Raw genomic sequence first — 23,087 nt, 5'->3', positions numbered from 1 at the left:
CCGCCGACGGCACGCCGCGCAGCATCATCGTCACCGTCCTTGGCACCAACGAGATCCCGACGGTCGCCAACGTCCTGGCCTCCGGTGCAGAAGATCCGGCAGCCCCCATCCCGGTCACCCTCGCCGGCTCCGATGTGGATGGCACCGTCACCAGCCTCACCCTGGCCGACCTGCCCGCCAACGGCACCCTGTACCGGGACGCCGCCATGACCCAGCCGGTCAGCGCCGGCACGCCCCTCACCGCCAGCGGCGGCGCCGTTACCCTGTACTTCCAGCCCAACGCCAACTGGAACGGCAGCACCAGCTTCCACTTCACCGCCACCGACAACAACGGCGGCAGCTCAAGCCAGGCCACCGCAACACTCAACGTGACACCGGTGAATGACCCGCCTGTGGCGATTGCAGACTCCGGCAGCACCGATCAGAACACCCCGCTTACTCAAGCGGCAAGCAGCGGCGTGCTGACCAATGACAGCGATATCGACGGTGCCGGCCTGAGCGTCTCCGGCATTGCTGCCGGCAGTGGCACCAGCGTGCCAGTAACCTCGGGTGGCACTATCGTCGCGGGCGCCTTTGGCAGCCTGCAGATTGCCCCCGACGGCAGCTACATCTACACCCCGGGCGACGCCGCCAAGGCACTCACCCAGGGCCAGTCCGCCAACGACGTGTTCACTTACACCGTGTCCGACGGCAACGGCGGCACTGCCACCACGACCCTGAGCATTCAGGTCAGCGGCCTGAACGATGCCCCGGTCATCGGCGGCGTCGCCACCGGCAACGTCACCGAAGACGGCACCCTCACCGCGGGCGGAAGCCTGACGATCAGCGACGCGGACGCCGGCCAGTCCAGCTTCGTGCCCCAGACCCTGTCCGGCACCTACGGCACGCTGTCCCTGCAGGCCAACGGCACATGGAGCTACAGCCTCGACAACAACGCCACCAATGTGCAGTCGCTCAAACAGGGCGAAGTGGTCCAGGATCATTTCAGCGTGACCACCGCCGACGGCACGGCGAAGGACGTCACCATCAATGTGACGGGCACCAACGACGCACCGGTTGTCGGCACCGCCACCGTGAGCGTGTCTGAGGAAGGCCTGGCGGGTGGCATTGCCGACACCACGGGCACCACCGACACAACCGACCTGACCACCGCCGGCAGCGTCATCAGCGTGGCTGACGTGGATGGCGACCCGCTCAGTGTCACCCTGACCGCTCCGACTACAGCCCTTACTTCAAACGGAGTGGCGATCACCTGGACCGGCAGCGGTACCCAGACCCTGATCGGCAGCGCCGGCAGTCTCGAGATCGTGCGGGCCACCATCGCCAACGACGGCACCCAGTCTGTCACGCTATCGGGCCCCATCGACCACCCGAACACCACCCAGGAAGACGTGCTCACCCTTAACCTGGGCGTCAATGTCAGCGATGGCGTCACCACCACCACCAGCACTCTGGCCGTTCGGGTGGAAGACGATGCGCCCAAGGCCACCTCGGTCACCCAGGCCGTGGAAGTTCCGCCCCAGGACACCAACCTGCTGATCATCCTGGACAACTCGGGCAGCATGAACACTGCCGATGGCGTAGGGGGAACGACCCGTCTGCGGTCTGCTATCGCCGCTCTCAATCAGCTCATCGACACTTACGATGGCCTTGGCGAAGTTCGGGTCAGGATCGTCACCTTCAACAGCTCTGCCAGTGCCGTGGGCACCGAATGGACAACTGTTGATGTAGGCAAAGGACAGCTGTCAGTCGTCTCCCTGGGAGGCACGACCAACTACGACGCGGCAATTGCCGCGGGTCAGACGGCCTTCGCCTCAACGGGCAAGCTCGCCTCCGGTCAGAACGTCGCCTACTTCCTGTCTGACGGCGTTCCCAACCTCGGTCGGGAGATCGGCACCGCCGACGAAACCGCATGGAAAGCTTTCCTGACTGCCAATGGCATCACCAGCTACGCGCTGGGCATGGGTACCGGTGCAACCCAGGGGCCCCTGGACCCAATCGCCTATGACGGGCTCACCGGCACCAACCTGAACGCCCAGGTCATCAGCGATTTCAGCCAGCTGTCGAATGCACTGCAGGCCACCATTCCCCAGTCGGCTTCCGGTGACATCCTCACTGGCGGACTGCTGGGCGGTAGTTCCGGCTTTGGCGGCGATGGCGGTCACATCAGTTCCATCACCGTCGAGGGTGTGACCTACACCTACGACCCGTCTGGCGCCACCAGCATCGCGGTCACCGGTGGTAGCAGCCAGGGCACCTATGACCCGGCGACGCACCAGCTCACCGTGCGCACCGACGACGGTGGCACCCTGGTGGTCAACATGAACACTGGCAGCTACAACTACACCCCGCGGCCCACCGTCACCACGCCCATCGTAGATGGCTTCAGTTTTGTGCTGGCAGACAAGGATGGCGACACTGCCTCGGCCAGCGTGACCTTCAACGTGAGCCGCGAAGCGGAAAGCGTGGTCACCCTGACCAGCACCAGCAGCATCATCGACGCCTCCAGCCTCGGCCTGACCGGCGAGTACTACGGCTACAACGAGACCACCGCCGGCGTGACGCGCACCCACGCCGACGACACCACCCTGGGTAACCTAAACAATCTCGCCGACATGACCGCCATCGTCGACGGGCGCAGCGGCGAGACGGTGCTCGGCACTTATGATGCCGCTCCGGTCGCAGGCTCCGATGCCACCTTCAGCGCTGACAAGATCGACTACGGCTTTGGCTACACCACTGGCACTACCTCCGTGGCTGCCGTCAATGGAAACCTGGGCAACAACCCCACCCTCGGCGCCAACATGGCGGTGAACTCGGGCGCCCTCTACAACTTCCTGCGCGGTGGCACTGCCGGTGCCGATGCGGCAAGCCTCACCACCACCACGGGCATCGGCAACACCACCGACTCGGGCCTGCGCTTCGTCGGCATGATGAACGTGGGCGGCGGCATCTACGACATCCGGGTCACCGCCGACGACGGTTTCCGCATCAACATCGGTGGCCAGACCGTGGCAAGCTTCAACGACATCCAGTCGCCCACGGCCCGCACCTACACGGGCATCAGCCTGGAGAGCGGCCTGCAGCCCATTGAGATCGTCTATTGGGAACAAGGGGGCAACGCCCGCCTGCGCATCGAGGTCAAGCTGAGCGGTGAAGCCGACACGGCCTACAAGACCCTGGGCACCGACGAGTTCGCCCTCTTCACGCCCACCAGCGCTCCGGTTCTCACCGAACTGCAGGACATCGTCGAGAGCACCACCAACGGCACTTGGGTGGTACGCACCGGCGAACGTCTGGACGGCACCGACGGTAACGACCACATCACGGGCAGTGCCGGCCAGGACGTGATCTACGGCGGCCTCGGCAACGACACCATCACCGGTGGCAGCGGCGCCAGCCTGATCTCGGGCGGCGCGGGCAATGACACGCTCACTGGCGGCCTCGGCTCCGATACCTTCAAGTGGTCTCTAGGCGATGCGGGTACGGCAGGGGCACCGGCGCTGGATGCCATCACCGACTTCAACAAGGCCGCCGCCATCAGCGGTGGCGACGTGCTGGATCTCGGTGATCTCCTCCAGGGCGAAAGCCACACCGGTGCGAACCCGGGCAACCTGGGCAGCTACCTGCACTTCGAGAAGGCTGGCGCAGATACCGTGGTACACATCAGCAGCACCGGCGGCTACACCGGTGGCACTTTCAGCGCCGGCGCCACCGACCAGAAGATCGTGCTGCAGGGTGTGGATCTGACCGACAGCGGCGCCCTGAGCACCGATGCCCAGATCATTCAGGACCTGCTGACCAAGGGTAAGCTCAGCGCCGATTGAGCGACCTGCAACATCCGCATCAAAAAAGGGAGGCTCCGCGAGGGGCCTCCCTTTCTTCTTGTGGGCGCAGGCTCAGGCTGCAGCGAGTCGGCGTGAAGCCTCCGGGCCGGTCATGCCACTGACGCCCAGGACACTGGCCGCCGCCCACTCCTCGGCCGTATGGACCTGCTCCGCATAGACCGCCACCTCGAGGCCATGGGCCACGTCGACAATCGCCTTGACGAGACGCTGATGGCCGGGGTTTTCGTGCAGGCTGGCAACAAAGCTGCCATCCAGTTTGAGATAGGCGAGCCTCAGGGCATACAGGCGCGGCAAAGCCGCGAGCTGGCGTCCGAAATGCTCGATACCCAGGTGGGCCCCATGCCGTGCCAACACCTCGGCGAGGGCCTCCAGACCGGCCAGACTCGCATCCAGCCCACGCTCGCTGACCTCAACGGCAATCCGTGAGGCGCCAGTACCCGCCGTTGCCAGCAGGATATCCAGCCCATCGAGAAAATCGGTCTCGATCAGCGAACGGGGCGCCACGTTGATGGCAATAGGTTCCGAAGACTCGCCCAGACGGGCAATGCCAAGGCGGAGGGCTTCGAGGTCGCAGGCAGCGGCCAGCCCCACCCGGACCGCTGCCGGCATGAACTGGCCTGCCGTCAGCACGGCACCTGCGGTGGGCAGACGCAACATGTACTCCCGGTGGACCAAGCCTCCCTCGGAGGTCAGAACCGGATAGCTGGTGAGCGTGAATTCATGACGGGCCAAGGCCCCTTCAAGCATCTCCCGCCACCCTTCTGCACCGGGAACCGGGATCGGCAGGGGGGATCCACCAGGCTCGGCGACGATGCCGCCCTCGGCCTCGGCGCGCATCAGGGCTGAATCCACCCGTGCCATCAGCTCGCCCGGGGTGTCGTCACGCCGATAGGCCACCGCTGCCGCATCCAGATGCAGACGATGGGCCGCGTCCACCTCCAGATCCAGTGCAGTGACTGCACTGCACAAACGCTCCAACATGGCCCGCCCGTCAGCCAGGCTCATGCCGGGGACCAGCACCCCGAACTCGGCGCCACCGAGTCGCCCGAGGGCCACATCATCCCCCGCCTCCAGCCCGTCCTGAAGCGCCTCGGCCACAGCCGCCAGCCACTCGTCCGTCCGGGCCCGCCCGAGTTTCTGGTTGAGCACGACGAGATCGGCAATACGCAGCACGGCCAGGCACCCTCCCGGCGCCACATCCGGATCGGACAGCACGCGACGCAGTTCGCCATTGAACGCTGCCCGGTTGAGCAAACCCGTACCGCCATCATGACTGCCCTCGTCACGCAGGCGGGCGATCCGGCCGGCCTGCTCGGAAAACAAGGCACGTATGCGCTCGGACATGCGGTTCAGAGCCCGGGCCATGCTCTGCAGTTCGATAACCCTGGGCTCCTCAATAACCCGGAACTGACCCGCGCCAATGGCCTCAGCCTGCTCGGCCATCTCGTCGAGGGGCCGGCGCACCCAGCGCAGCAGCATCGACACGGCCATGGCCCAGAACAACCCGATGGCCAGCATCACGCTTCCCAACTGCAAGGCGCCGCGCCACAGGGAACGGTAAGCATAACTGCGGGCCGCAACAACACTCACCTTCCCGACTTGTCGCCAGCCATCGCTGACCAACGCCTGGCCCGGCCGGGCCTCCATGGGCACCAGGGCAACCAGCCAGCCCGGTACGCCCTCGGCCGTATCATCCTGAATACGCTCTACGAGCACTCGCCCCGACGGGTCGGTGAAGCGGATCTGACGGTAATGCCCCCCATCGAACAAGGCGGTCACCAGCAACTCCATGGTCGCCACATCCTTGCTCTGCTGGGACATGGACAAAGCCAGGGACACCGCGCCATCGCTGGCCTGGGCCGTCAGTTGCTGCTCGAAGTAGCTGCGCGCGGTGAACAGACTGACCGCAAAGGCCCCGACGAGCACCACCGTCATGGCCACCACCACGCTGACCCACAATCTTCTCAACAGGGACATATCGATTCCTTCAAGGCGTATAGCCTTCCGAACGCATGCGCAGGAGCAACTCACGCCAGCGGGACACCCGATCCACCGGGCTGGTAGCCCGGGCGGCACCGCCAACAAAAACGCCCTGCATATTGAAACTGAACACCGGCACCAGGTCTGGACGAGCACTGGCTGCCCGAATCTCGGTGATCAGATTGTCGAGCACCAATGGCACCGCATCGGGCGTTGGATAGTAGCTCAGCACCATATGCGCCTGACTCACGCTGCTGCCGGCGCCGCCCACCTGGGCCCGCACATAGGTCATCCGCAGGCGGTCTTCCGCAACCCCCAGCTCCCGCAGGGTAAAATACTTGGCAAAGACAAAGTCTTCGCAGTCCCCGGCTCCCCGGGCAATGGTCTCGAGGGGCGTGGCCCAGTAGTCCGCCTGGGACCACACTACGCTGTCGTCGGCAAAGCGGATGCGCCGATTGAAATACTCGTTGATCCGGCGTAGCTGCTCCTCCTCATTCAAGCCGCGCCAGCCCCCCAAAGCGCTACGCCACGCCTCAACCGCCTCTCCCCCTGTCTGGCCGAAGCGTTGCTGGGCCACCTGGCGCATCCGCTCGACCTCGAAACCACCCAGGGCAAGCCCGACGCTCAACAAGCAGGCAGCCCCCACCGCCCCGCCCTGTCGGCGTACAGCCGTGAGGAGAGCTTTGCAAGGGCAAGAAAACGATAACGGCATTGAGGGAGCGGGAACAAGGGGCAGTCTCAGCGGACAACCCTGCAGCAGTCATGCCTGATGAATGGGAGAAAATTAATACTGAACCAGGCTGAATCAACGGCGGATGGTGGAAAAAGTTAAGCTTTGGTTTCCGCTGTCGTCAATTGTGAAATATTTATTCAAACCCCTCATTCAACCAAGGCAACCGCGTCAAGAAAGAAATAATGCTCAAGACAAGCATTGAACGACGCCTAAAATCTGGCCCTATTCCGGACAAGAATCCGTGATCCTCATGACGACGCGCATGCCGTCCCCTCACCCTCAATGAACGAGATGACAATGTTCAAAGCAACAAAGCTCTCCGCCAGCCTCGCTCTTTGCTTCGTGGCACTTTCCTCCGCCCAGGCCGGCACCCCCGGCACGCTGCCAGACGCTATCGAGAAAGCCATTCTCCGCAACCCCGAAGTGCTTGCCCGACTGCACAACTATCAGGCTTCGGATGCTGAGCGGGATGTTGCACGCGGTGGCTTGTTCCCGCGCATCGACCTCCAGGGCTACACCGGCCGGGAGCGCCGTGAGACCCCCACCAGCCCATCCGACACCTATAGCCGGCCCGGCTACCAGCTGCAGCTGCGCCAGCTCCTGTTTGATGGTTTCGCCACCGGCAACGATGTAAAGCGCCTGGGCTTTGCCCGCGCCGTCCGCTACTACGAATTGCTCGGCACCACCGACGAGATCGCCTACGAAGCCGCCCGAGCCTATCTCGACGTCCAGCGCTACCGCGACCTCAGCAAGCTGGCCCAGGAGAACTGGGCCATTCACAAAGAGACCGTCGATCAGATCGAGCGCCGCGTGAAGGCCGGTGTAGGCCGCCGGGTAGACCTGGAACAGGCCTTCGGCCGCCTGGCCCTGGCCCAGTCCAACTGGCTCACGGAAAGCTCCAACCTGCATGATGTCAGCCAGCGCTACGAGCGCGTGGTCGGCGAAGCCCCGGCAGACAAGCTCGACGCAGCCCCTGCCCTGGGCCAGCAACTGCCTATCGAAAAGGATGTGCTGCGCCAGGCCATCACCGACAACCCGACTTTCCGGGCGGCCGTCTCGAACATCCGCTCGTCCCGGGCCAACATCGATGTCCAGCGCGCCAGCAAGCTGCCCACCGTCGAACTGCGCGCCAGCACCGGCATGGACAAGAACCTGCTCGGCGTGACCGGCGAAACCAATTCCACCGCCCTGCAGGTGCTGCTCAACTGGAACCTCTACAAGGGCGGTTCCGACGAGGCCCGCATCCGTCAATCCCACGAGCAGCTTTACAACGCCACCGACCTGCGCGACAAGGCCTGCCGGGACGTTCGCCAGCAGACCGCAATTGCCTGGAACGACGTCAAGAAGCTCAAGGAACAGCTGATCTACCTGGAACAGCACCAGCTTTCCACCGAGAAGGCCCGGGATGCCTACCGGCAACAGTTCGACATCGGCCAACGCAGCCTGCTCGATGTGCTCAACACCGAGAACGAACTGTTTGATGCCAAGCGGGCCACCGCGCGTGCCCGCTACGACCTGACCCAGGCCGAACTACGTGTGCTGACCCAGACCCACCGCATCCTGCCCAGCGTGCAACTCACGTCCGTCGCCAAGACGGCACCCGAGGAAGCCGTCACCTCCACTGATCCGGCCCAGGACGAGAACCTGCAGTGCAGCACCGAACTGCCTGTCGTTGCCCCCTTGGATACCGTAGGTGCCATGCGCGGTCGTCCCGAACCCGCCCCGGTGCCGCTCCCTGTGACCAACGCCATAGCCGCAGCAGCCGTTCCCGCCACCGCGGCTACCCCGGCCATCGAACCGCTGGTCAAATCCTGGGCCGCAGCCTGGTCAGCAAAAGACTTCAAGGGCTACAAGGCCTTCTATTCGACCCGCTTCCAGCCCGAGCAGGGCAAGCTCGACGCCTGGATGGCACTGCGCGAGAAGCGCCTCGCCAAGCCCGGCGAGATCAGTGTGGCAGTTGAAAACGTGAAGGTACATAGCGTATCCCCCACTGCCGCCGAAGCCAGCTTCACCCAGAACTACCGCTCTGCCGACTTCAAGGACTCCGTGCCCAAGACGCTCCATTACGAGCTCGAGAACGGGCAATGGAAGATCGTCCGCGAATCGAATCGCTGATCCTCCCCTGCCCCTCCCTCAGGCAACGGAGAGGGAGCAGGCAATGAAAAAGGGAGCCGGTTGGCTCCCTTTTTCATTCAGTCTCAATGCATCAGAGGTGCGGCTGGATGATGCGCCGGTAAAACTCGTGAAAATGCTGCATCCCGTCCTCGTAAGGCGACTGGTACGGTCCCACCTCGTTGCGCCCCTCCTTCATCAGGGCCAGACGTCCGCGATCCATGCGCTCGCCAATGTCGTCGTCCTCGATGGCTGTCTCCATGTAGGCAGCCTGCTCAGCCTCGACGAAATCGCGCTCGAACTCCAGGATCTCCTCGGGGTAGTAAAACTCAACCACATTGGTGGTCTTGTTGACGTCCGTCGGAATCAAGGTGCTCACCACCAGCACATGGGGGTACCACTCGACCATGATGTTCGGAAAATAGGTGAGCCAGATCGCCCCGTGCTTGGGCATCTCGCCACCATGGTAGGCCATCACGGCCTCATGCCAGCGCTTGTAGGTGGGTGAGCCGGGTTTCTGCAGGGAGGTGATGCCGACCCGCTGCACCGAGTACCATTCACCGAACTGCCAAGTCAGGTCGTCGCAGGTGACAAACTGGCCTAAACCCGGGTGAAAGGGCACCACGTGGTAATCCTCGAGGTAAACCTCGATGAAGGTCTTCCAGTTGTAATTGCACTCGTGGATCTCGACTTTGTCGAGTTTGTAGCCCGCGAAGTTGAGCTCGCCACCGACCTGCATGCCGGCCAGATCCGCATTCGCGGAACGGGGACCCTTGAAGAGCAGGCCCTGCCAGTTCTCGAGCTTCTGACGCTGCAGATTGAGGCAGGGATTCTCGGCGAAATGCGGAGCACCGATGAGCAGACCATCGGGGTTGTAAGTCCAGCGATGGATTGGGCAGACGATGTTTCGGTCAGCCTGGCCGGAACCCTGCAGCATGATGGCCTGACGATGGCGGCAGATGTTGGACATCTGGTAGTGCCCATCATCCCGGTTGATCAGCAGCTTCGAGTGGTCCAGCCATTCGAGAGAGCGGTACTGATCGACTTCCGGCACCATGAGTTCGTGGCCGACGTAGCCAGGACCGGCATCGAAGAGGAGACGCTTCTCCAGCTCGAAAATCCTGTCGTCGAAGTACCACGAGACCGGCAACTGGGAAATTGCCGGTGAAAGAAGTGCCTGAGAAGCGATGTCAGACATCCCGAACCCCCTGATTCAAAGCGAAAGCCCGAAACGTAAAACCCGAGATTATATATTATTACGCGTTTGACCTGAAGCCCGGCCATAGGCTATTTTTACGGTTTCCCCACGTCGGATCCGGCCACGCATGGTCAAGCCCTCCAAGTCCCCAAGTTTCGAATCCGCCGTCTCCGAACTGGAATCCATCGTCCAGGAGATGGAAAACAGTCAGCTCCCCCTCGACCAGGCCCTCGCGGCCTACCAGCGTGGCACGGTGCTGCTGCGCCAGTGCCAGGAAGTCCTGAGCAAGGCCGAGCAGAGCATCCGCATTCTCGAAACCACCGACACGGAAGCCCCGTCTGCATGAGCACGCTTAGTTTCAGCCAATGGATGAACCATATCCAGGAGCGGATGGAGTCCGCGCTCGATCGGGCCCTCCCGGCTCCAGAGATCGCCCCTGCCCGTCTGCATGAGGCCATGCGCTACGCCGTCCTGGGCGGTGGCAAGCGTGTGCGCCCCCTGCTCGTGCATGCCGCCGGTGACATCAGCGGCGCGGCACCCGAGCGCCTGGACCGGGTGGCCTGCGCCCTCGAGATGATCCACACCTATTCGCTGGTGCACGACGACATGCCATGCATGGACGATGACATCCTGCGCCGCGGCAAACCCACCGTTCACGTCCAGTTCGACGACGCGACCGCTCTCCTCGTAGGCGATGCCCTGCAGACCCTGGCCTTCCAGCACATCGCCGAGGTGCCGGTCAGCGATGCTCCCCACCGTCAGCTAGGCATGATCCGGCAGTTGGCCATCGCCTCCGGCTCCCGCGGCATGGCCGGCGGACAGGCCATCGACCTGGCTTCCGTGGGGCTGCAACTTAGCCTCGCCGAGTTGGAGTTCATGCACATCCACAAGACCGGCGCTCTGATCCGGGCTTCCATCGGCCTTGGCGTACAATGCGGCCGCGACCTCAACGAAGACGAGATGGACTCCCTGGACCACGTGGGCAAGGTCATCGGCCTGCTCTTCCAGGTAGTGGACGACATCCTCGACGCCGAAGCAGACACGGCCACACTGGGCAAGACTGCCGGCAAGGATGCCGCCAACGACAAGCCAACCTATGTCAGCCTGCTGGGTGTGACCCGGGCACGCGCACTGGCCGAAGAGATGTGTCAGGATGCCCTGGACCGCCTTGCGGCCTTCGGCGAGCCGGCACGTCGCCTCTCGGAACTGACGCGCTTTATCGTGCACCGACAGTTTTGAACGCTGGCCCGAAGAACAAGCAAGAACACTCATTAACGACCCGGTAACCCGGAATGCCCCTCGGAACGCAGCCCGCCACTCCCCGCAGCAGCCTGCTTGAAAGCATCGCCTCGCCCGCGGACCTGCGCCAGCTCGACCCCAGCGAACTCCCCCAGCTGGCCGACGAGCTGCGCAATTTTCTGATCAGTTCTGTATCCCGCACAGGTGGACATCTTTCGTCCAACCTGGGAACCGTCGAGCTCACGGTCGCCCTGCACTACGTTTTCAACACACCTGAAGACCGCATCGTCTGGGACGTGGGCCACCAAACCTACGCTCACAAGATCCTCACTGGCCGCCGCGAGGCAATGGCTGGACTGCGCCAGTACCAGGGTATCTCGGGCTTCCCGCGACGCAGTGAAAGCGACTACGACACCTTTGGCACCGCCCACTCGTCCACCTCGATCTCGGCGGCCCTCGGCATGGCCGAAGCTGCCCGCATGCGTGGCGAGGATCGTCGTGCGATTGCGGTAATCGGCGATGGCGCCATGTCCGCCGGTATGGCCTTCGAGGCCCTCAACAACGCGGGCGACATCCACGACACCAACCTGCTGGTCATCCTCAACGACAACGAGATGTCCATCTCGCCACCGGTGGGAGCCCTCAACAAGCACCTGTCGCGCCTGCTGTCAGGCAAGCTCTACAACGGCGCCCGCAAGATCGGCAAGCGCTTCCTCGAGAACCTGCCTCCACCCGTCTTTGAACTGGCGCGCCGCACCGAAGAGCACGTCAAGGGCATGGTGATGCCCGGGACGATGTTCGAAGAGTTCGGCTTCAACTACATCGGCCCCATCGACGGGCACGACCTGGAGTCCCTACTCCCCACACTGCAGAATCTGCGCACGCTGAAGGGCCCGCAGTTCCTGCACGTGATCACCCGCAAGGGCCAGGGCTACAAGCTGGCCGAGGCCGACCCAATCCTCTACCACGGCGTCTCCCGCTTCGACCACACTGCCGGCATTGCCACCGGCAAGGACGCCAAGGGCGGCGGCAAGCTCACCTACACCCAGGTGTTCGGCGACTGGCTGTGCGACATGGCCGCCGCCGACGAGCGGCTTGTGGCCATCACCCCGGCGATGCGCGAAGGCTCAGGAATGGTCCGCTTCGCCAAGGAACACCCTACCCGCTACTACGATGTGGGCATCGCCGAACAGCATGCGCTCACCTTCGGTGCCGGCCTTGCCTGCGAAGGTTTCAAACCGGTGGTGGCCATCTACTCGACCTTCCTGCAGCGGGCCTACGATCAGCTGATACATGACATCGCCCTGCAGAACCTGCCGGTGATGATGGCCATCGACCGGGCCGGTCTGGTGGGCGCAGATGGTGCCACACACCATGGAGCCTTTGACATCTCCTATCTGCTGTGCGTCCCCAATCTGACGATTTTTTGCCCCGCCGACGAGAACGAATGTCGGCAGATGCTCTACACCGCTTATCAGCATGACGGCCCCACAGCCGTGCGCTACCCCCGCGGCAGCGGCCTCGGCGTCACCCCGCAGGTGGCGATGCAGACACTCCCCATCGGCAAGGGTGAGGTCCGCCGCAACGGCAATCGCACCGCATTGCTGGCTTTCGGCAGCATGCTGGGCACTGCCCTGCAGGTCGGTGACGAGCTGGACGCAACGGTCGCAAACATGCGCTTTGCCAAGCCCATTGACCGGGATCTCATTCTCCAGCTCGCCGATACGCACGAACTGCTGGTGAGCCTTGAAGAGAACGCCATCATCGGCGGTGCAGGCTCGGAGATTGCGCGCGTGCTCAACGAAGCCGGAAAGCCCGCTCGCCTGCTCCAGATCGGCCTGCCTGACCGCTTCATCGACCACGGCGACCAGGCTCAATTGATGGCCGAGATCGGCCTTGATGCTGGAACCATCCGGCAGCGCATTGAAGAAGCCTATCGGCCGAATAGTTGAGTGCTTTTGTCGGGAATGATAGGATGAAACCATCCAGGGGACTTTAGATCCCCGTTCCCCAACGAGATTTAACGAGAACAGTCATGACCACGTGTGCCGCCTCAAGTCCGATCCCGGACGTCCAGAATTCCGCAGATTCCCGTCAGCTGGCCATCAACAAGGTCGGCATCAAGTCAATTCGTCACCCGATCCGAGTCCAGGACAAGAATGGCGGCATTCAACACACCATTGCCGTCTTCAACATGTATGTCGGCCTGCCCCACAACTTCAAGGGCACCCACATGTCCCGCTTCGTGGAGATCCTGAACAGTCACGAACGCGAGCTCTCCGTCGAGTCCTTCGAGCCGATGCTGCGCGAAATGGTGAAGAAGCTCGAGGCGGAGACCGGCCATGTGGAAATGACCTTCCCGTACTTCATCAACAAAGCAGCACCGGTCTCCGGCGTTCAGAGCCTGATGGACTACGAGGTCACCTTCATCGGTGAAATCCGTGAAGGTGGCGCCTACGAGTTCACCATGCGGATCGTTGTTCCTGTCACGAGCCTGTGCCCCTGCTCGAAAAAGATCTCCGAGTACGGCGCCCACAACCAGCGCTCCCACGTTACGGTCACCACCACGACCAACGACCATCTGTGGATCGAAGAGTTGGTGCAGCTTGTTGAGGCTCAGGCCTCCTGCGAGCTTTTCGGCCTGCTCAAGCGCCCCGACGAGAAGTACGTTACCGAGCGCGCTTACGACAATCCGAAGTTCGTCGAGGACATGGTCCGTGATGTTGCCGGCTGCCTTAACCGGGAAGGTCGCATTGACGCCTACATGGTTGAGTCCGAGAACTTCGAATCCATTCACAACCACTCCGCCTACGCTCTCATCGAGCACGACAAGCGCACTCCGTCTTGATCGGAGTGATACCTGCTCCAGGAATGCAGGGGGCAGAAGTCCAGGACGAAAAAAAACGGAACCGAGGTTCCGTTTTTTTCCGTCCTGGATAAAGCTCAGGCCTTGGCAGCAGCAGCCTTGGCAGCGAAGGACTTGTAGTCCAGCTTTTCCTTGATACGTGCGGACTTGCCGGAGCGGCTGCGCAGATAGTAGAGCTTGGCACGGCGAACATCGCCGCGACGCTTCACTTCAATGCTGGCCACCAGCGGGGAGTAGGTCTGGAACGTACGCTCCACGCCTTCGCCGGAAGAAATCTTGCGAACGATGAAACCGGAGTTGAGACCACGGTTACGCTTGGCGATGACAACACCTTCGTAAGCCTGCAGACGCTCGCGATTGCCTTCCTTCACCTTGACCTGAACAACCACGGTGTCGCCGGGAGCGAACTCGGGGATGGCCTTGCCTTGGGTCAGACGGGCGATTTCTTCCAGTTCCAGTTGCTGAATGAGGTTCATGCGTAACTCCTGATAAAAAATGGGGCCTGTGGCCTTTCGTGCAGAGCAGGTCGCCACCTGATGCACGGCTTTGTTATGAAACCGGAGCCCTAGGCTTCCGGCTTCGTTTCTGACTGCCGGAATGCCTCCAGCAGTCGGAACTCTTCCTTGCTCAATACCCGTCCGTCCAGCAGATCGGGGCGCCGCTGTTCCGTACGCCCCAGCGACTGCTGCAGCCTCCAGCGCCGAATCTCGGCGTGATTGCCTGAAAGCAGCACATTCGGAACGCTCACCCCGTGATATTCCACGGGACGGGTGTAATGCGGGCAATCGAGCAGCCCATCCACAAACGAGTCCTCTACAGCAGAATCTTCGTCGTTCAGCGCACCAGGCAACTGCCGGATGAGCGCATCGAGCAAAACCATCGCCGGTAATTCCCCCCCCGAAAGGACAAAATCACCGAGGGAAATCTCTTCATCAACACAACGATCGATCAGACGCTGATCCACGCCCTCGTAGCGACCGCACAGCAGTATCAGGGACGGCTCTGCCATCAACTGAAGCACCTTCCGGTGATCCAGTGGCTGACCCTGCGGCGAGAGGTAAATCACCCGCCCCGCCGTACCCACCGACGCAAGCTGCCTGGCCTTCGCCTCGGCGATGGCCTTCTCCAAAGGCCCCGGCAACATCACCATCCCCGGCCCCCCACCATAAGGGCGGTCATCTACGGTGCGATGGCGATCTTCCGTGAAATCCCTCGGATTCCAGCAGTGAATCTCGTAAAGCGCCCTGTCCCTCGCGCGCCCGGTAATACCGAACTCCGACAGGGCAGAGAACATTTCGGGAAACAGGGTGAGGACATCGTAGGCCTTGCAGCCTTCGGCAGACATCACCAATCTGCTTCCCACTCCACCACTATCCGGCCCGCTGCCGTATCCACTGTCGGCACATAAGCAGCGACAAACGGAATCAGGCGTTCGGTATCTCCATCCTGGACCTGCAGCACGTCGTGCGCACCGGTAGAGAGAAGACCCGACACCTTGCCGAAAGTGACACCAGCAGTGTTGACTACCTCCAGCCCGACAAGATCGGCCCAGTAGTATTCATCTTTCTCCGGTTTGGGCAGCAATTCGCGAGGAGCCGCCACAAAGTACCCGGTTACAGCCTCGGCACCGTTGCGGTCTGGCACCTCTGCAAAGCTGGCAACAATGCCTCCCTTGCCGTGCTCCCTGCACCCCTTCAGCGTGTAGGGAGCCCATTCTTTCCCGTCCGGATCTGTAGACAACCACCACTGGGGCATCTGTTTCCAGGACAGCGGATCATCACCAAAGGGATGAACCTTGACCCAACCTCCAACGCCAAAAGGCGCAACGATGCGCCCCAGGACGATCATGGAAGGGTCTTGAGACAGATCGGAAGACCCTGACAACTCAGGCAGCCGCCTTGGCAGCCTGCTTCACGAGGCGGGCGACGGTGTCGGACAGCTGGGCACCGTGACCCTCCCAGTGGGACAGACGCTCGGCATTGACCACCAGGCTGATGGCGTTGCCGGAAGCAACGGGATTGTAGTAGCCGATGCGCTCGATGAAACGACCGTCGCGACGATTGCGGGAATCAGCGGCAACGATGTTGTAGAAAGGGCGCTTCTTGGAACCACTGCGGGCGAGACGAATAACAACCATGACTGTTCCTGATCCGATGAAATGGAAAAACGTCGGATACTAAATCACGAACAGAAAAACATCAAGACGAATGCGGCTCGAAATGTTCGCCTGCCCGCACTCCCACCCGAATCATGGCCCGTGAATACCGAAACGCGGCACATATCACGGCGATTTAATTACAATGGCGAACTGGTCATGAGACTTCCAGGGCAATGAGCGCCGCCGACCCCAACCTTTCTGATCGTACAGCGCCGGTTCTCGACTGGCTGGCTTCCGATTTGTCCTCCGATGCCGACCTGGAACTGGCGACCCTCTTTCGTCATCTTGAGGAGCTCGGTCGTTCGGACGTCAGTCGCAGCCAACTTCACCGTTGCCTGGACCTACTGCACTCTCGCAGCATGGCCATCAGCCGGCAGTTCAGGGAACGCCTGGCAGGCGCCTCCCTGCCCCTCACGCTCGGACTCCACCGCTCTGCGACGCGGCTGATATCGGCACTTGGCAAATTGGCGACCGGACACGAGGAAGTCCTCAACGAGATTCGCCATCGGCTGGTCCGAACCCTGCGCCGCAACCCGGCCACCATCAGTGCCAAGGCACTCGAACTGCTTGGCGAACAGCTGACTATTGCTCATCTGGCAGGCAACGGCGCTCCTTACGAGTTCTGGCTCAAAGCCCACGCCCTTTACGCTGGCAGTGGCTGCGAAGCGGAGCCCGGGCATGGCAGCGACGCCCCCGAAAGCGCCAAGGCAGCTTACAAGTATTTGCTGGCGTTCTCGGCAGCACACCCGGAAGGCCTCACCGGCAAGGAGATTTGCTGGCTGTCAGATTTTCTGACTACCAATGCGAGCAGCACCTCAATCCGCCATTCTGTGCCGGGCGAGGACGAAATGGGCTGGTTTTGGCTCGACCCCGACCAAGACACACAACCCATGTCGATTCACCGGCGCAATCCGCCAGATGTTGACGGACTTCTCTATTTCTCGGGCGAGGAGCTCGCACGGCGGGCCACCTCCCTTATCGACCGCCTTGAAGGTGATGCCCCACTGCCCGCTGACTTTCACGCCGGCCTGGATCGGAGTGAAGCAGCAACGCTTTTGCGGCGTGTCAGGGAATACTGGGCCTGCCCTCCCCGTCGCGAGCACCCCCGGAGACGCAGTCAGTATGGGGTTCGAGTGTGTTGCGGGCTCGACACCATCTGGAAGATGCTCCGCGATCCAGGCCTTCGCCACCAAGCGCAATACTCTTCCGAATGGATGGTGATAAATGAAAGCCCCACCGGCTACGCAATCATGCAGGTCACTGGAAATGCCAACGCCCTGAGTGCTGGCATGGCGCTAGCCCTGCGCCGGAGTGACGAAGAACCCTGGACACTATGCGTGGTGCGCTGGATTCGCACCGAAACCCCCGAACAGATCGAACTCGGCCTGCAGGTTCTTGCCAATTCCGCCAAGCCCGTCACCGTCGGCTTTCGCAACGCCAACCGGACCCGTCCAATGAGCCCGGCCCTGGTACTGCCACCCATTCACGCACTCGGCCGCCAGCAAGCCATTCTCGCACCTGCGGGCACTTATTCAGCACGGCGCTTCATGCTCGTTTCCGACACAAACCGTCTCTATATTGCCCAGGGACGACTGCTCAGTCTGGACATGCAGACTGCCGCAGTAGAGCTCTTTCAATACGAAATCGATCCCTACCCCCTCTAGGCAGAGGCTCTTCCGCTCTCAAGCAAATGCCTGAGCGACACGTCTGCTGCAGCATCGGTCGCGGCCAGCATCCACTTCCACGGCTCGTGTAGCCAGGATTCAGGCCCGCCGGACACCCCACCCGCATCCGGCGGCAGCGCCAGCCCAAAAAGGCTCACCAACTCCGACACACGCACGCTTTCAGCGGAGCGGGCCAGCAGCCAGCCCCCTGAATCCCTGCGCACCACAACTCTCGATGACGCAAGCACGGCGAGCACCTCCCGGACTTCATCATGGCCGACCCGTGCCACGTCAGCCAGTTCTTCCACCCCTCTGCATTCACCACCAGACTGCGCCTCTGCCAGCTCGAAAAGCATCAGCAAAGCCACGTACAACGCTCGCCCGGGAAACTCCGGCAGCGGTCGCCGCCGCAGGCTGCGCTCCGGAAGAACCGCAGCGACAACGGCCCCCAGCAGGATGATGATCCACGACAGATAGAGCCATAGCAGGAAGATGGGGACGACAGCGAACGCACCATAGACCAGCGTGTAACTCGGAAAATGAGCCAGGTAAAGGCTGAACATGCGCTGCATGACCAGGAACCCGGCTGCAGCAAGCAACCCCGCCAGCCCCGCATCGGCAAGCCTCACGCTGCAATGGGGAACCGCGAAATAGAGAGTTGCAAACACGCCCGCCAGCACACCCAGTGACACCAAGCGCAGACCAGCCACCTCGAGCCAGGCAGGTTCATTCATGAAATCCATGGAAACGCTCAGCATGGCGCCAGCAGCAAACACGCCACCAGCAAGCAGCAGCGGCCCCAGGGACAACACCGCCCAGTACGCCACCAGACGGGTCGCCCAGGGGCGATGGACCTGCACCCGCCAGATCTCGTTGATCACCTGATCGATGGTCCGCATCAGCATGATCGCTGTCAGGATCAGCACCGCGCCGCCCACGATGGTGAGGTTGGTCGTCTTCTGGCTGAACTGGAAGGCATAGGCGGCAATGACCTTGCCCGCCTTCTCCGGAAGAAGATTGTCGAGCAGAAAACCCCGCAACGCATCCGCGAAACGTTGTGATTGGGGAAACTTGCTGAACACCACCGCCACCAGCGTCACGAAGGGCACGACGGAGAGCAAGGAGGTGAATGCCAGGCTTGCAGCCACCTGGGAACAACGCCCCTCACCGAAACGCCGTGACACTGCGCTTAGCAGGAGACGAAAGGCCCGCAGGGTGACGCGGAAGCGGTGCCCGGAATCGAGCTCTGAGTTCATTTACGTATAATGCCTTTCCGCTTCACAGGCCCTATCCATGCAGGAAGTCCTCGTTCTCTATTACAGCCACCGGGGTTCGGTTCGCGCCCTGGCAGAAATGATTGCGCGGGGCATCGACTCCGTGCCCGGCGCATCAGCGAGACTGCGGACCGTACCACGCGTGTCCGCCGTTTGCGAAGCCACCGAATCGGACATTCCCGACCAGGGCGCGCCCTATGCAGAAATGCGCGACCTGGAAGAGTGCATCGGCGTCGCCATCGGTAGCCCCACCCGCTTTGGCAACATGGCTGCACCGATGAAGTACTTTCTTGACAGCACCGCAGGCCCCTGGCTGTCCGGCGCCCTTGCCGGCAAACCAGCCAGCGTGTTCACATCAACCGCCAGCCAGCATGGCGGCCAGGAAAGCACACTGCTGTCGATGATGACACCGCTCCTGCATCACGGCATGCTGATCGTCGGGCTCCCTTTCTCCGAACCCGACCTGACACGTACCCGCAGCGGCGGCTCGCCCTATGGCGCAACCCACTGGGCGGGCAAGGACGAAAACACCCAACTCACCGACGAGGAAAAACGCCTCGCCACGGCCCTGGGCAAGCGCCTGGCCGAAACCGCCCTCAAGCTCGCCACCCCATGAAACCGAAAACCCTGTCCCTGATTGCCAGCATCACCCTGCTCAGCCTGATTGCCCTTTGCCTTGCCTGGGAAACCATGCTGGCGCCCCTGCGCCCGGGCGGCTCCTGGATGACCCTCAAGGTCCTGCCCCTGATGGCCGCCCTTTTCGGCATCCTGCGCGGCACGCGCTACACCTACCAGTGGAGCTCGATGATGATCCTGCTGTATCTGACGGAAGGCGTGGTTCGCACCAACGACGCGGCCCCCGGCAACGCACTGGCGCTGGCGGAGGCCGTTCTGAGCGTGATCTTCTTCGTGGTGGTGGTGCTCTACTCCCGCAACACCGCACCGTCACGACTGGCCCAGGCTTCAAAGGAAACCTGAGCCACCGTGCTCAAACCTGCGGGTTCATCTTCTCGGAACCCGCCTGGATCTTGTTCAAGGCGTTGAGGTAGGCCTTGGCGGAAGCAACGATGATGTCGGTGTCGGCGCCCTGACCATTTACCACACGCCCGTCCTTCGACAGGCGTACGGTGACCTCACCCTGCGCATCGGTACCGGTGGTAATCGCATTCACCGAATACAGCAGCAGCTCCGTGCCGCTGTTGGCCACCACCTCGATCGCCTTGAAGGCTGCATCAACAGGGCCCGAACCACAGGACTCCGCCTTCGCCTCGGCACCACCGACCGCCAGCGTCACCCGCGCACAGGGCGTCTCACCCGTTTCCGAGTGAAAGGACGACGACAGCAGACGGAAATGCTCTTTCGGCTCCGAACTCTCGTCACTCATCAACGCCTGCAGATCCTCGTCGAAGATCTCGTGTTTCTTGTCAGCCAATTCCTTGAAACGGGCAAAGGCGTGGTTGAGCTGCTCCTCGGACGTGATCCCGACGCCCAGCTCCTGGAGGCGCGAGCGGAACGCATTGCGCCCCGAGTGCTTGCCCATCACCAGCTTGTTGGTGCTCCAGCCCACATCTTCGGCACGCATGATTTCATAGGTCTCCCGGTGCTTGAGCACACCATCCTGGTGAATGCCGGATTCGTGGGCAAAGGCGTTGGCGCCGACAATGGCCTTGTTGGGCTGCACCGGAAAACCGGTGATCCCCGAGACCAGCTTGGAGGCCGGGACAATCTGGGTGGTATCCACACGGGTATCGCACTGGAACACATCCTTGCGGGTCCGCACCGCCATCACGACCTCTTCGAGTGACGCGTTGCCGGCACGCTCGCCGAGGCCATTGACCGTGCATTCCACCTGCCGGGCACCAGCACGCACCGCAGCCAGCGAGTTGGCAACGGCAAGCCCGAGATCGTTGTGACAATGCACGGACCAGACCACCTTGTCCGAACCGGGCACGCGTTCGATGAGGCTGCGGATAGTGTCGGCAAACTGCTCCGGCACGTTGTAGCCCACGGTGTCCGGCACGTTGATGGTCGTGGCACCTGCCTTGATCACGGCCTCGAAAATGCGGCACAGGAAATCGATCTCGGAACGGCCCGCATCCTCCGCCGAGAACTCGATGTCGTCGGTGTACTCCTTCGCCCAGCCAATCGCCCGCACAGCCTGGTCGACCACCTGGTCGGGCGTCATGCGCAGCTTCTTCTCCATATGGATCGGACTGGTGGCAATAAAGGTGTGGATTCGACCGGATGCGGCAGGGCGAATGGCTTCTCCGGCACGGCGGATATCGTTCTCGTTGGCCCGCGCCAGGGAGCACACGGTGGACTCCTTGATCGCCTCCGCCACGGCTCTCACCGCTTCGAAGTCACCATTGGAAGCCGCCGCAAAGCCTGCCTCAATGACGTTGACTTTCATCCGCTCAAGCTGGCGGGCAATGCGCAGCTTTTCATCCCGCGTCATCGATGCACCGGGGCTTTGCTCGCCGTCGCGCAGGGTCGTGTCGAAAATGATCAGCTGGTCGTTCATGATGGGCTCCCGCAGGTTCTTTGTATTTGGATTGGGGCGCATCCCCGACGTTCAATCCGTAGGGGATGCCGGAGTTCGCGAGTTTGTTTGGATTCCGGACGCACCTTCGCCGTGCCAAGCAGACGGAAGATGCAAGGCCCGGAACTATAAATCAGTCTTTTCCGACGCCTCAACCGAGGCACTACGCCGGCGCCCCTTCAGCCAGCCCCACACCCCCAGCACATAGCCGGATACGGCATAGCAGAGGAAAAGGCCGAACAGGACCCCCGGCGGGTAGCTGGAAACCAGCAGGAAGCCGAGAACGAAGGCGATTATGACAATGAAGGGCACGCTGCGACGCAGGTTGATCTCTTTGCCGCTGTAGAACAGCACGTTGCTGACCATGGAGATGCCGGCAAAGATGGTCAGCGCACACGCGTACCAGCGCACATCAGGCCCCGCGATGCCGTTGTCGATCATGACCCACACCAGCCCTGCGATCAGCGCAGCGGCAGCCGGGCTGGGCAGCCCCTGGAAATAGCGCTTGTCGATGACGTCGATATTGGTGTTGAAGCGGGCAAGCCGCAGGGCGGCGCCAGCACAATAGATGAAGGCCGCCATCCAGCCGAGCTTGCCCATGCCCTTGAGCGCCCATTCATACATGATCAGGGCCGGCGCTGCGCCAAAGGAAACCATGTCGGACAACGAATCGTACTCGGCACCAAAGGCACTCTGGGTACGCGTCAGTCGGGCCACCCGGCCATCGAGGCCATCCAGGACCATGGCAATGAAGATCGCCACCGCTGCCTGCTCAAAGAGCCCGTTCATGGCCTGGACGATGGCGTAGAAACCAGCAAAGAGCGCGGCCGTCGTGAACAGGTTGGGAAGAATGTAGATGCCCTTGCGACGCCGTTCCGGGTTGAGCAGGGGCTTGCGGGAATGCTGATCGGCCATGGAGGGGACGATGGGTGAAGTCGAACGCGATTGTAACGCAGGACACCGCCCCGGACCCGAAAACGACACGGGGGACTTTCGTCCCCCGTGCGCGCTTCAAGTCAGGTGCGATCAGTTCTTGGACTGGTCAACCAGCTTGTTGGCCTTGATCCACGGCATCATGTCGCGCAGCTGGGCACCGACGGTCTCGATCGGATGCACGGCGTTGAGGCGACGACGGGCGGTCATGGACGGGTAGTTGGTCTTGCCTTCCTGAATGAACATCTTGGCGTATTCGCCAGTCTGGATGCGCTTCAGGGCTTCGCGCATGGCGTAGCGGGACTCTTCGTTGATGACTTCCGGGCCGGTCACGTACTCGCCATACTCCGCGTTATTGGAGATGGAGTAGTTCATGTTGGCGATGCCGCCTTCGTACATCAGGTCGACGATCAGCTTCAGCTCGTGCAGGCACTCGAAGTAGGCCATTTCCGGAGCGTAGCCAGCTTCGGTCAGGGTTTCGAAGCCCATCTTGACCAGCTCGACAGCACCACCACAGAGAACGGCCTGCTCGCCGAACAGGTC

The 23,087-nt window shown here is 62.2% G+C and carries 19 protein-coding genes and 1 pseudogene; 9 read left to right on the top strand and 11 right to left on the bottom strand.

What is annotated here, in order from left to right:
* Positions 1–3,827, top strand: a 3,827-nt coding sequence (locus ACIQ09_RS15110) for a VCBS domain-containing protein (protein WP_398311513.1), incomplete at its 5' end; no start/stop codon positions are given.
* Positions 3,828–3,899: 72 nt separating this feature from the next.
* Here ACIQ09_RS15110 and ACIQ09_RS15105 read toward each other — a convergent pair.
* Together ACIQ09_RS15105 and ACIQ09_RS15100 are read right to left on the bottom strand one after the other, a co-directional pair.
* Positions 3,900–5,825, bottom strand: a complete 1,926-nt coding sequence (locus tag ACIQ09_RS15105) for a LapD/MoxY N-terminal periplasmic domain-containing protein (RefSeq protein ID WP_398311510.1) — start codon at positions 5,823–5,825, stop codon at positions 3,900–3,902.
* Between the two features lie 10 nt (positions 5,826–5,835).
* Positions 5,836–6,456, bottom strand: a complete 621-nt coding sequence (locus ACIQ09_RS15100; RefSeq protein ID WP_398311507.1) for a transglutaminase-like cysteine peptidase — start codon at positions 6,454–6,456, stop codon at positions 5,836–5,838.
* 402 nt (positions 6,457–6,858) lie between these two features.
* Between ACIQ09_RS15100 and ACIQ09_RS15095 the strand changes: the two genes are divergently transcribed.
* On the top strand, positions 6,859–8,676 hold the full coding sequence (locus tag ACIQ09_RS15095; RefSeq protein ID WP_398311504.1) for a TolC family outer membrane protein: 1,818 nt from the start codon (positions 6,859–6,861) through the stop codon (positions 8,674–8,676).
* Between the two features lie 91 nt (positions 8,677–8,767).
* On the opposite strand, the gene ACIQ09_RS15090 is transcribed toward ACIQ09_RS15095, so the two are convergent.
* Positions 8,768–9,871 carry an aromatic ring-hydroxylating dioxygenase subunit alpha gene (locus ACIQ09_RS15090; protein WP_398311501.1) on the bottom strand — a complete coding sequence of 368 codons (1,104 nt, stop codon included), beginning with the start codon at positions 9,869–9,871 and terminating at the stop codon, positions 8,768–8,770.
* A gap of 127 nt (positions 9,872–9,998) precedes the next feature.
* Here ACIQ09_RS15090 and xseB point away from each other — a divergent pair, with 127 nt between their 5' ends.
* From xseB to folE2, 4 genes are all read left to right on the top strand, one after another.
* Complete coding sequence (gene xseB, locus ACIQ09_RS15085) at positions 9,999–10,217, top strand: exodeoxyribonuclease VII small subunit (protein ID WP_398311498.1); 219 nt, start codon at positions 9,999–10,001, stop codon at positions 10,215–10,217.
* Positions 10,214–11,110, top strand: coding sequence for a polyprenyl synthetase family protein (locus ACIQ09_RS15080; protein ID WP_398311495.1), 897 nt, complete (start codon positions 10,214–10,216; stop codon positions 11,108–11,110). Before xseB ends, ACIQ09_RS15080 begins: the two co-directional genes overlap by 4 nt.
* Before the next feature lie 53 nt (positions 11,111–11,163).
* Positions 11,164–13,062 (top strand): 1-deoxy-D-xylulose-5-phosphate synthase, encoded by a 1,899-nt coding sequence (gene dxs, locus ACIQ09_RS15075; RefSeq protein ID WP_398311492.1) that lies wholly within the window; start codon positions 11,164–11,166, stop codon positions 13,060–13,062.
* A gap of 83 nt (positions 13,063–13,145) precedes the next feature.
* On the top strand, positions 13,146–13,958 hold the full coding sequence (gene folE2, locus ACIQ09_RS15070) for a GTP cyclohydrolase FolE2 (protein ID WP_398311489.1): 813 nt from the start codon (positions 13,146–13,148) through the stop codon (positions 13,956–13,958).
* A gap of 95 nt (positions 13,959–14,053) precedes the next feature.
* Here the strand turns inward: folE2 and rplS are convergent, their stop codons facing one another.
* The 4 genes from rplS to rpsP form a co-directional block, all read right to left on the bottom strand.
* Positions 14,054–14,452 (bottom strand): 50S ribosomal protein L19, encoded by a 399-nt coding sequence (rplS, locus tag ACIQ09_RS15065; protein WP_398311486.1) that lies wholly within the window; start codon positions 14,450–14,452, stop codon positions 14,054–14,056.
* A gap of 89 nt (positions 14,453–14,541) precedes the next feature.
* Positions 14,542–15,321, bottom strand: a complete 780-nt coding sequence (gene trmD / locus ACIQ09_RS15060; protein ID WP_398311483.1) for a tRNA (guanosine(37)-N1)-methyltransferase TrmD — start codon at positions 15,319–15,321, stop codon at positions 14,542–14,544.
* Positions 15,321–15,824 (bottom strand): ribosome maturation factor RimM, encoded by a 504-nt coding sequence (gene rimM, locus ACIQ09_RS15055; RefSeq protein ID WP_398311480.1) that lies wholly within the window; start codon positions 15,822–15,824, stop codon positions 15,321–15,323. The genes trmD and rimM overlap by 1 nt, the downstream gene beginning before the upstream one ends.
* Before the next feature lie 37 nt (positions 15,825–15,861).
* Positions 15,862–16,113 carry a 30S ribosomal protein S16 gene (gene rpsP, locus ACIQ09_RS15050; RefSeq protein ID WP_398311477.1) on the bottom strand — a complete coding sequence of 84 codons (252 nt, stop codon included), beginning with the start codon at positions 16,111–16,113 and terminating at the stop codon, positions 15,862–15,864.
* A gap of 194 nt (positions 16,114–16,307) precedes the next feature.
* On the opposite strand from rpsP, the gene ACIQ09_RS15045 reads away from it, so the two are divergent.
* Complete coding sequence (locus ACIQ09_RS15045; protein WP_398311474.1) at positions 16,308–17,798, top strand: hypothetical protein; 1,491 nt, start codon at positions 16,308–16,310, stop codon at positions 17,796–17,798.
* Here ACIQ09_RS15045 and ACIQ09_RS15040 read toward each other — a convergent pair.
* Complete coding sequence (locus tag ACIQ09_RS15040) at positions 17,795–19,054, bottom strand: YihY family inner membrane protein (protein ID WP_398311471.1); 1,260 nt, start codon at positions 19,052–19,054, stop codon at positions 17,795–17,797. The genes ACIQ09_RS15045 and ACIQ09_RS15040 overlap by 4 nt on opposite strands.
* 37 nt (positions 19,055–19,091) lie before the next feature.
* On the opposite strand from ACIQ09_RS15040, the gene wrbA reads away from it, so the two are divergent.
* Positions 19,092–19,688 carry an NAD(P)H:quinone oxidoreductase gene (gene wrbA, locus ACIQ09_RS15035; RefSeq protein WP_398311468.1) on the top strand — a complete coding sequence of 199 codons (597 nt, stop codon included), beginning with the start codon at positions 19,092–19,094 and terminating at the stop codon, positions 19,686–19,688.
* Positions 19,685–20,050: a DUF2069 domain-containing protein gene (locus ACIQ09_RS15030; RefSeq protein WP_296564139.1), complete on the top strand. Its 366-nt coding sequence runs from the start codon at positions 19,685–19,687 to the stop codon at positions 20,048–20,050. Before wrbA ends, ACIQ09_RS15030 begins: the two co-directional genes overlap by 4 nt.
* A 10-nt stretch (positions 20,051–20,060) precedes the next feature.
* On the opposite strand, the gene ACIQ09_RS15025 is transcribed toward ACIQ09_RS15030, so the two are convergent.
* From ACIQ09_RS15025 to ACIQ09_RS15015, 3 genes and pseudogenes are all read right to left on the bottom strand, one after another.
* Entirely contained in the window at positions 20,061–21,593 is a 1,533-nt protein-coding gene (locus tag ACIQ09_RS15025; RefSeq protein WP_398311464.1) for a 2-isopropylmalate synthase, read from the bottom strand.
* 144 nt (positions 21,594–21,737) lie between these two features.
* Positions 21,738–22,526 (bottom strand): CDP-diacylglycerol--serine O-phosphatidyltransferase, encoded by a 789-nt coding sequence (gene pssA, locus ACIQ09_RS15020; RefSeq protein WP_398311461.1) that lies wholly within the window; start codon positions 22,524–22,526, stop codon positions 21,738–21,740.
* Between the two features lie 111 nt (positions 22,527–22,637).
* Positions 22,638–23,087 (bottom strand): annotated as a pseudogene (locus tag ACIQ09_RS15015) (ketol-acid reductoisomerase); the annotation flags it as partial.

Origin of the sequence: Zoogloea sp. (assembly GCF_044344315.1) — a bacterium.
Classification (GTDB): Bacteria; Pseudomonadota; Gammaproteobacteria; order Burkholderiales; family Rhodocyclaceae; genus Zoogloea.
Note: the sequence above shows the minus strand (reverse complement) of the source record. Positions and strands in the feature narration are given on the sequence as shown.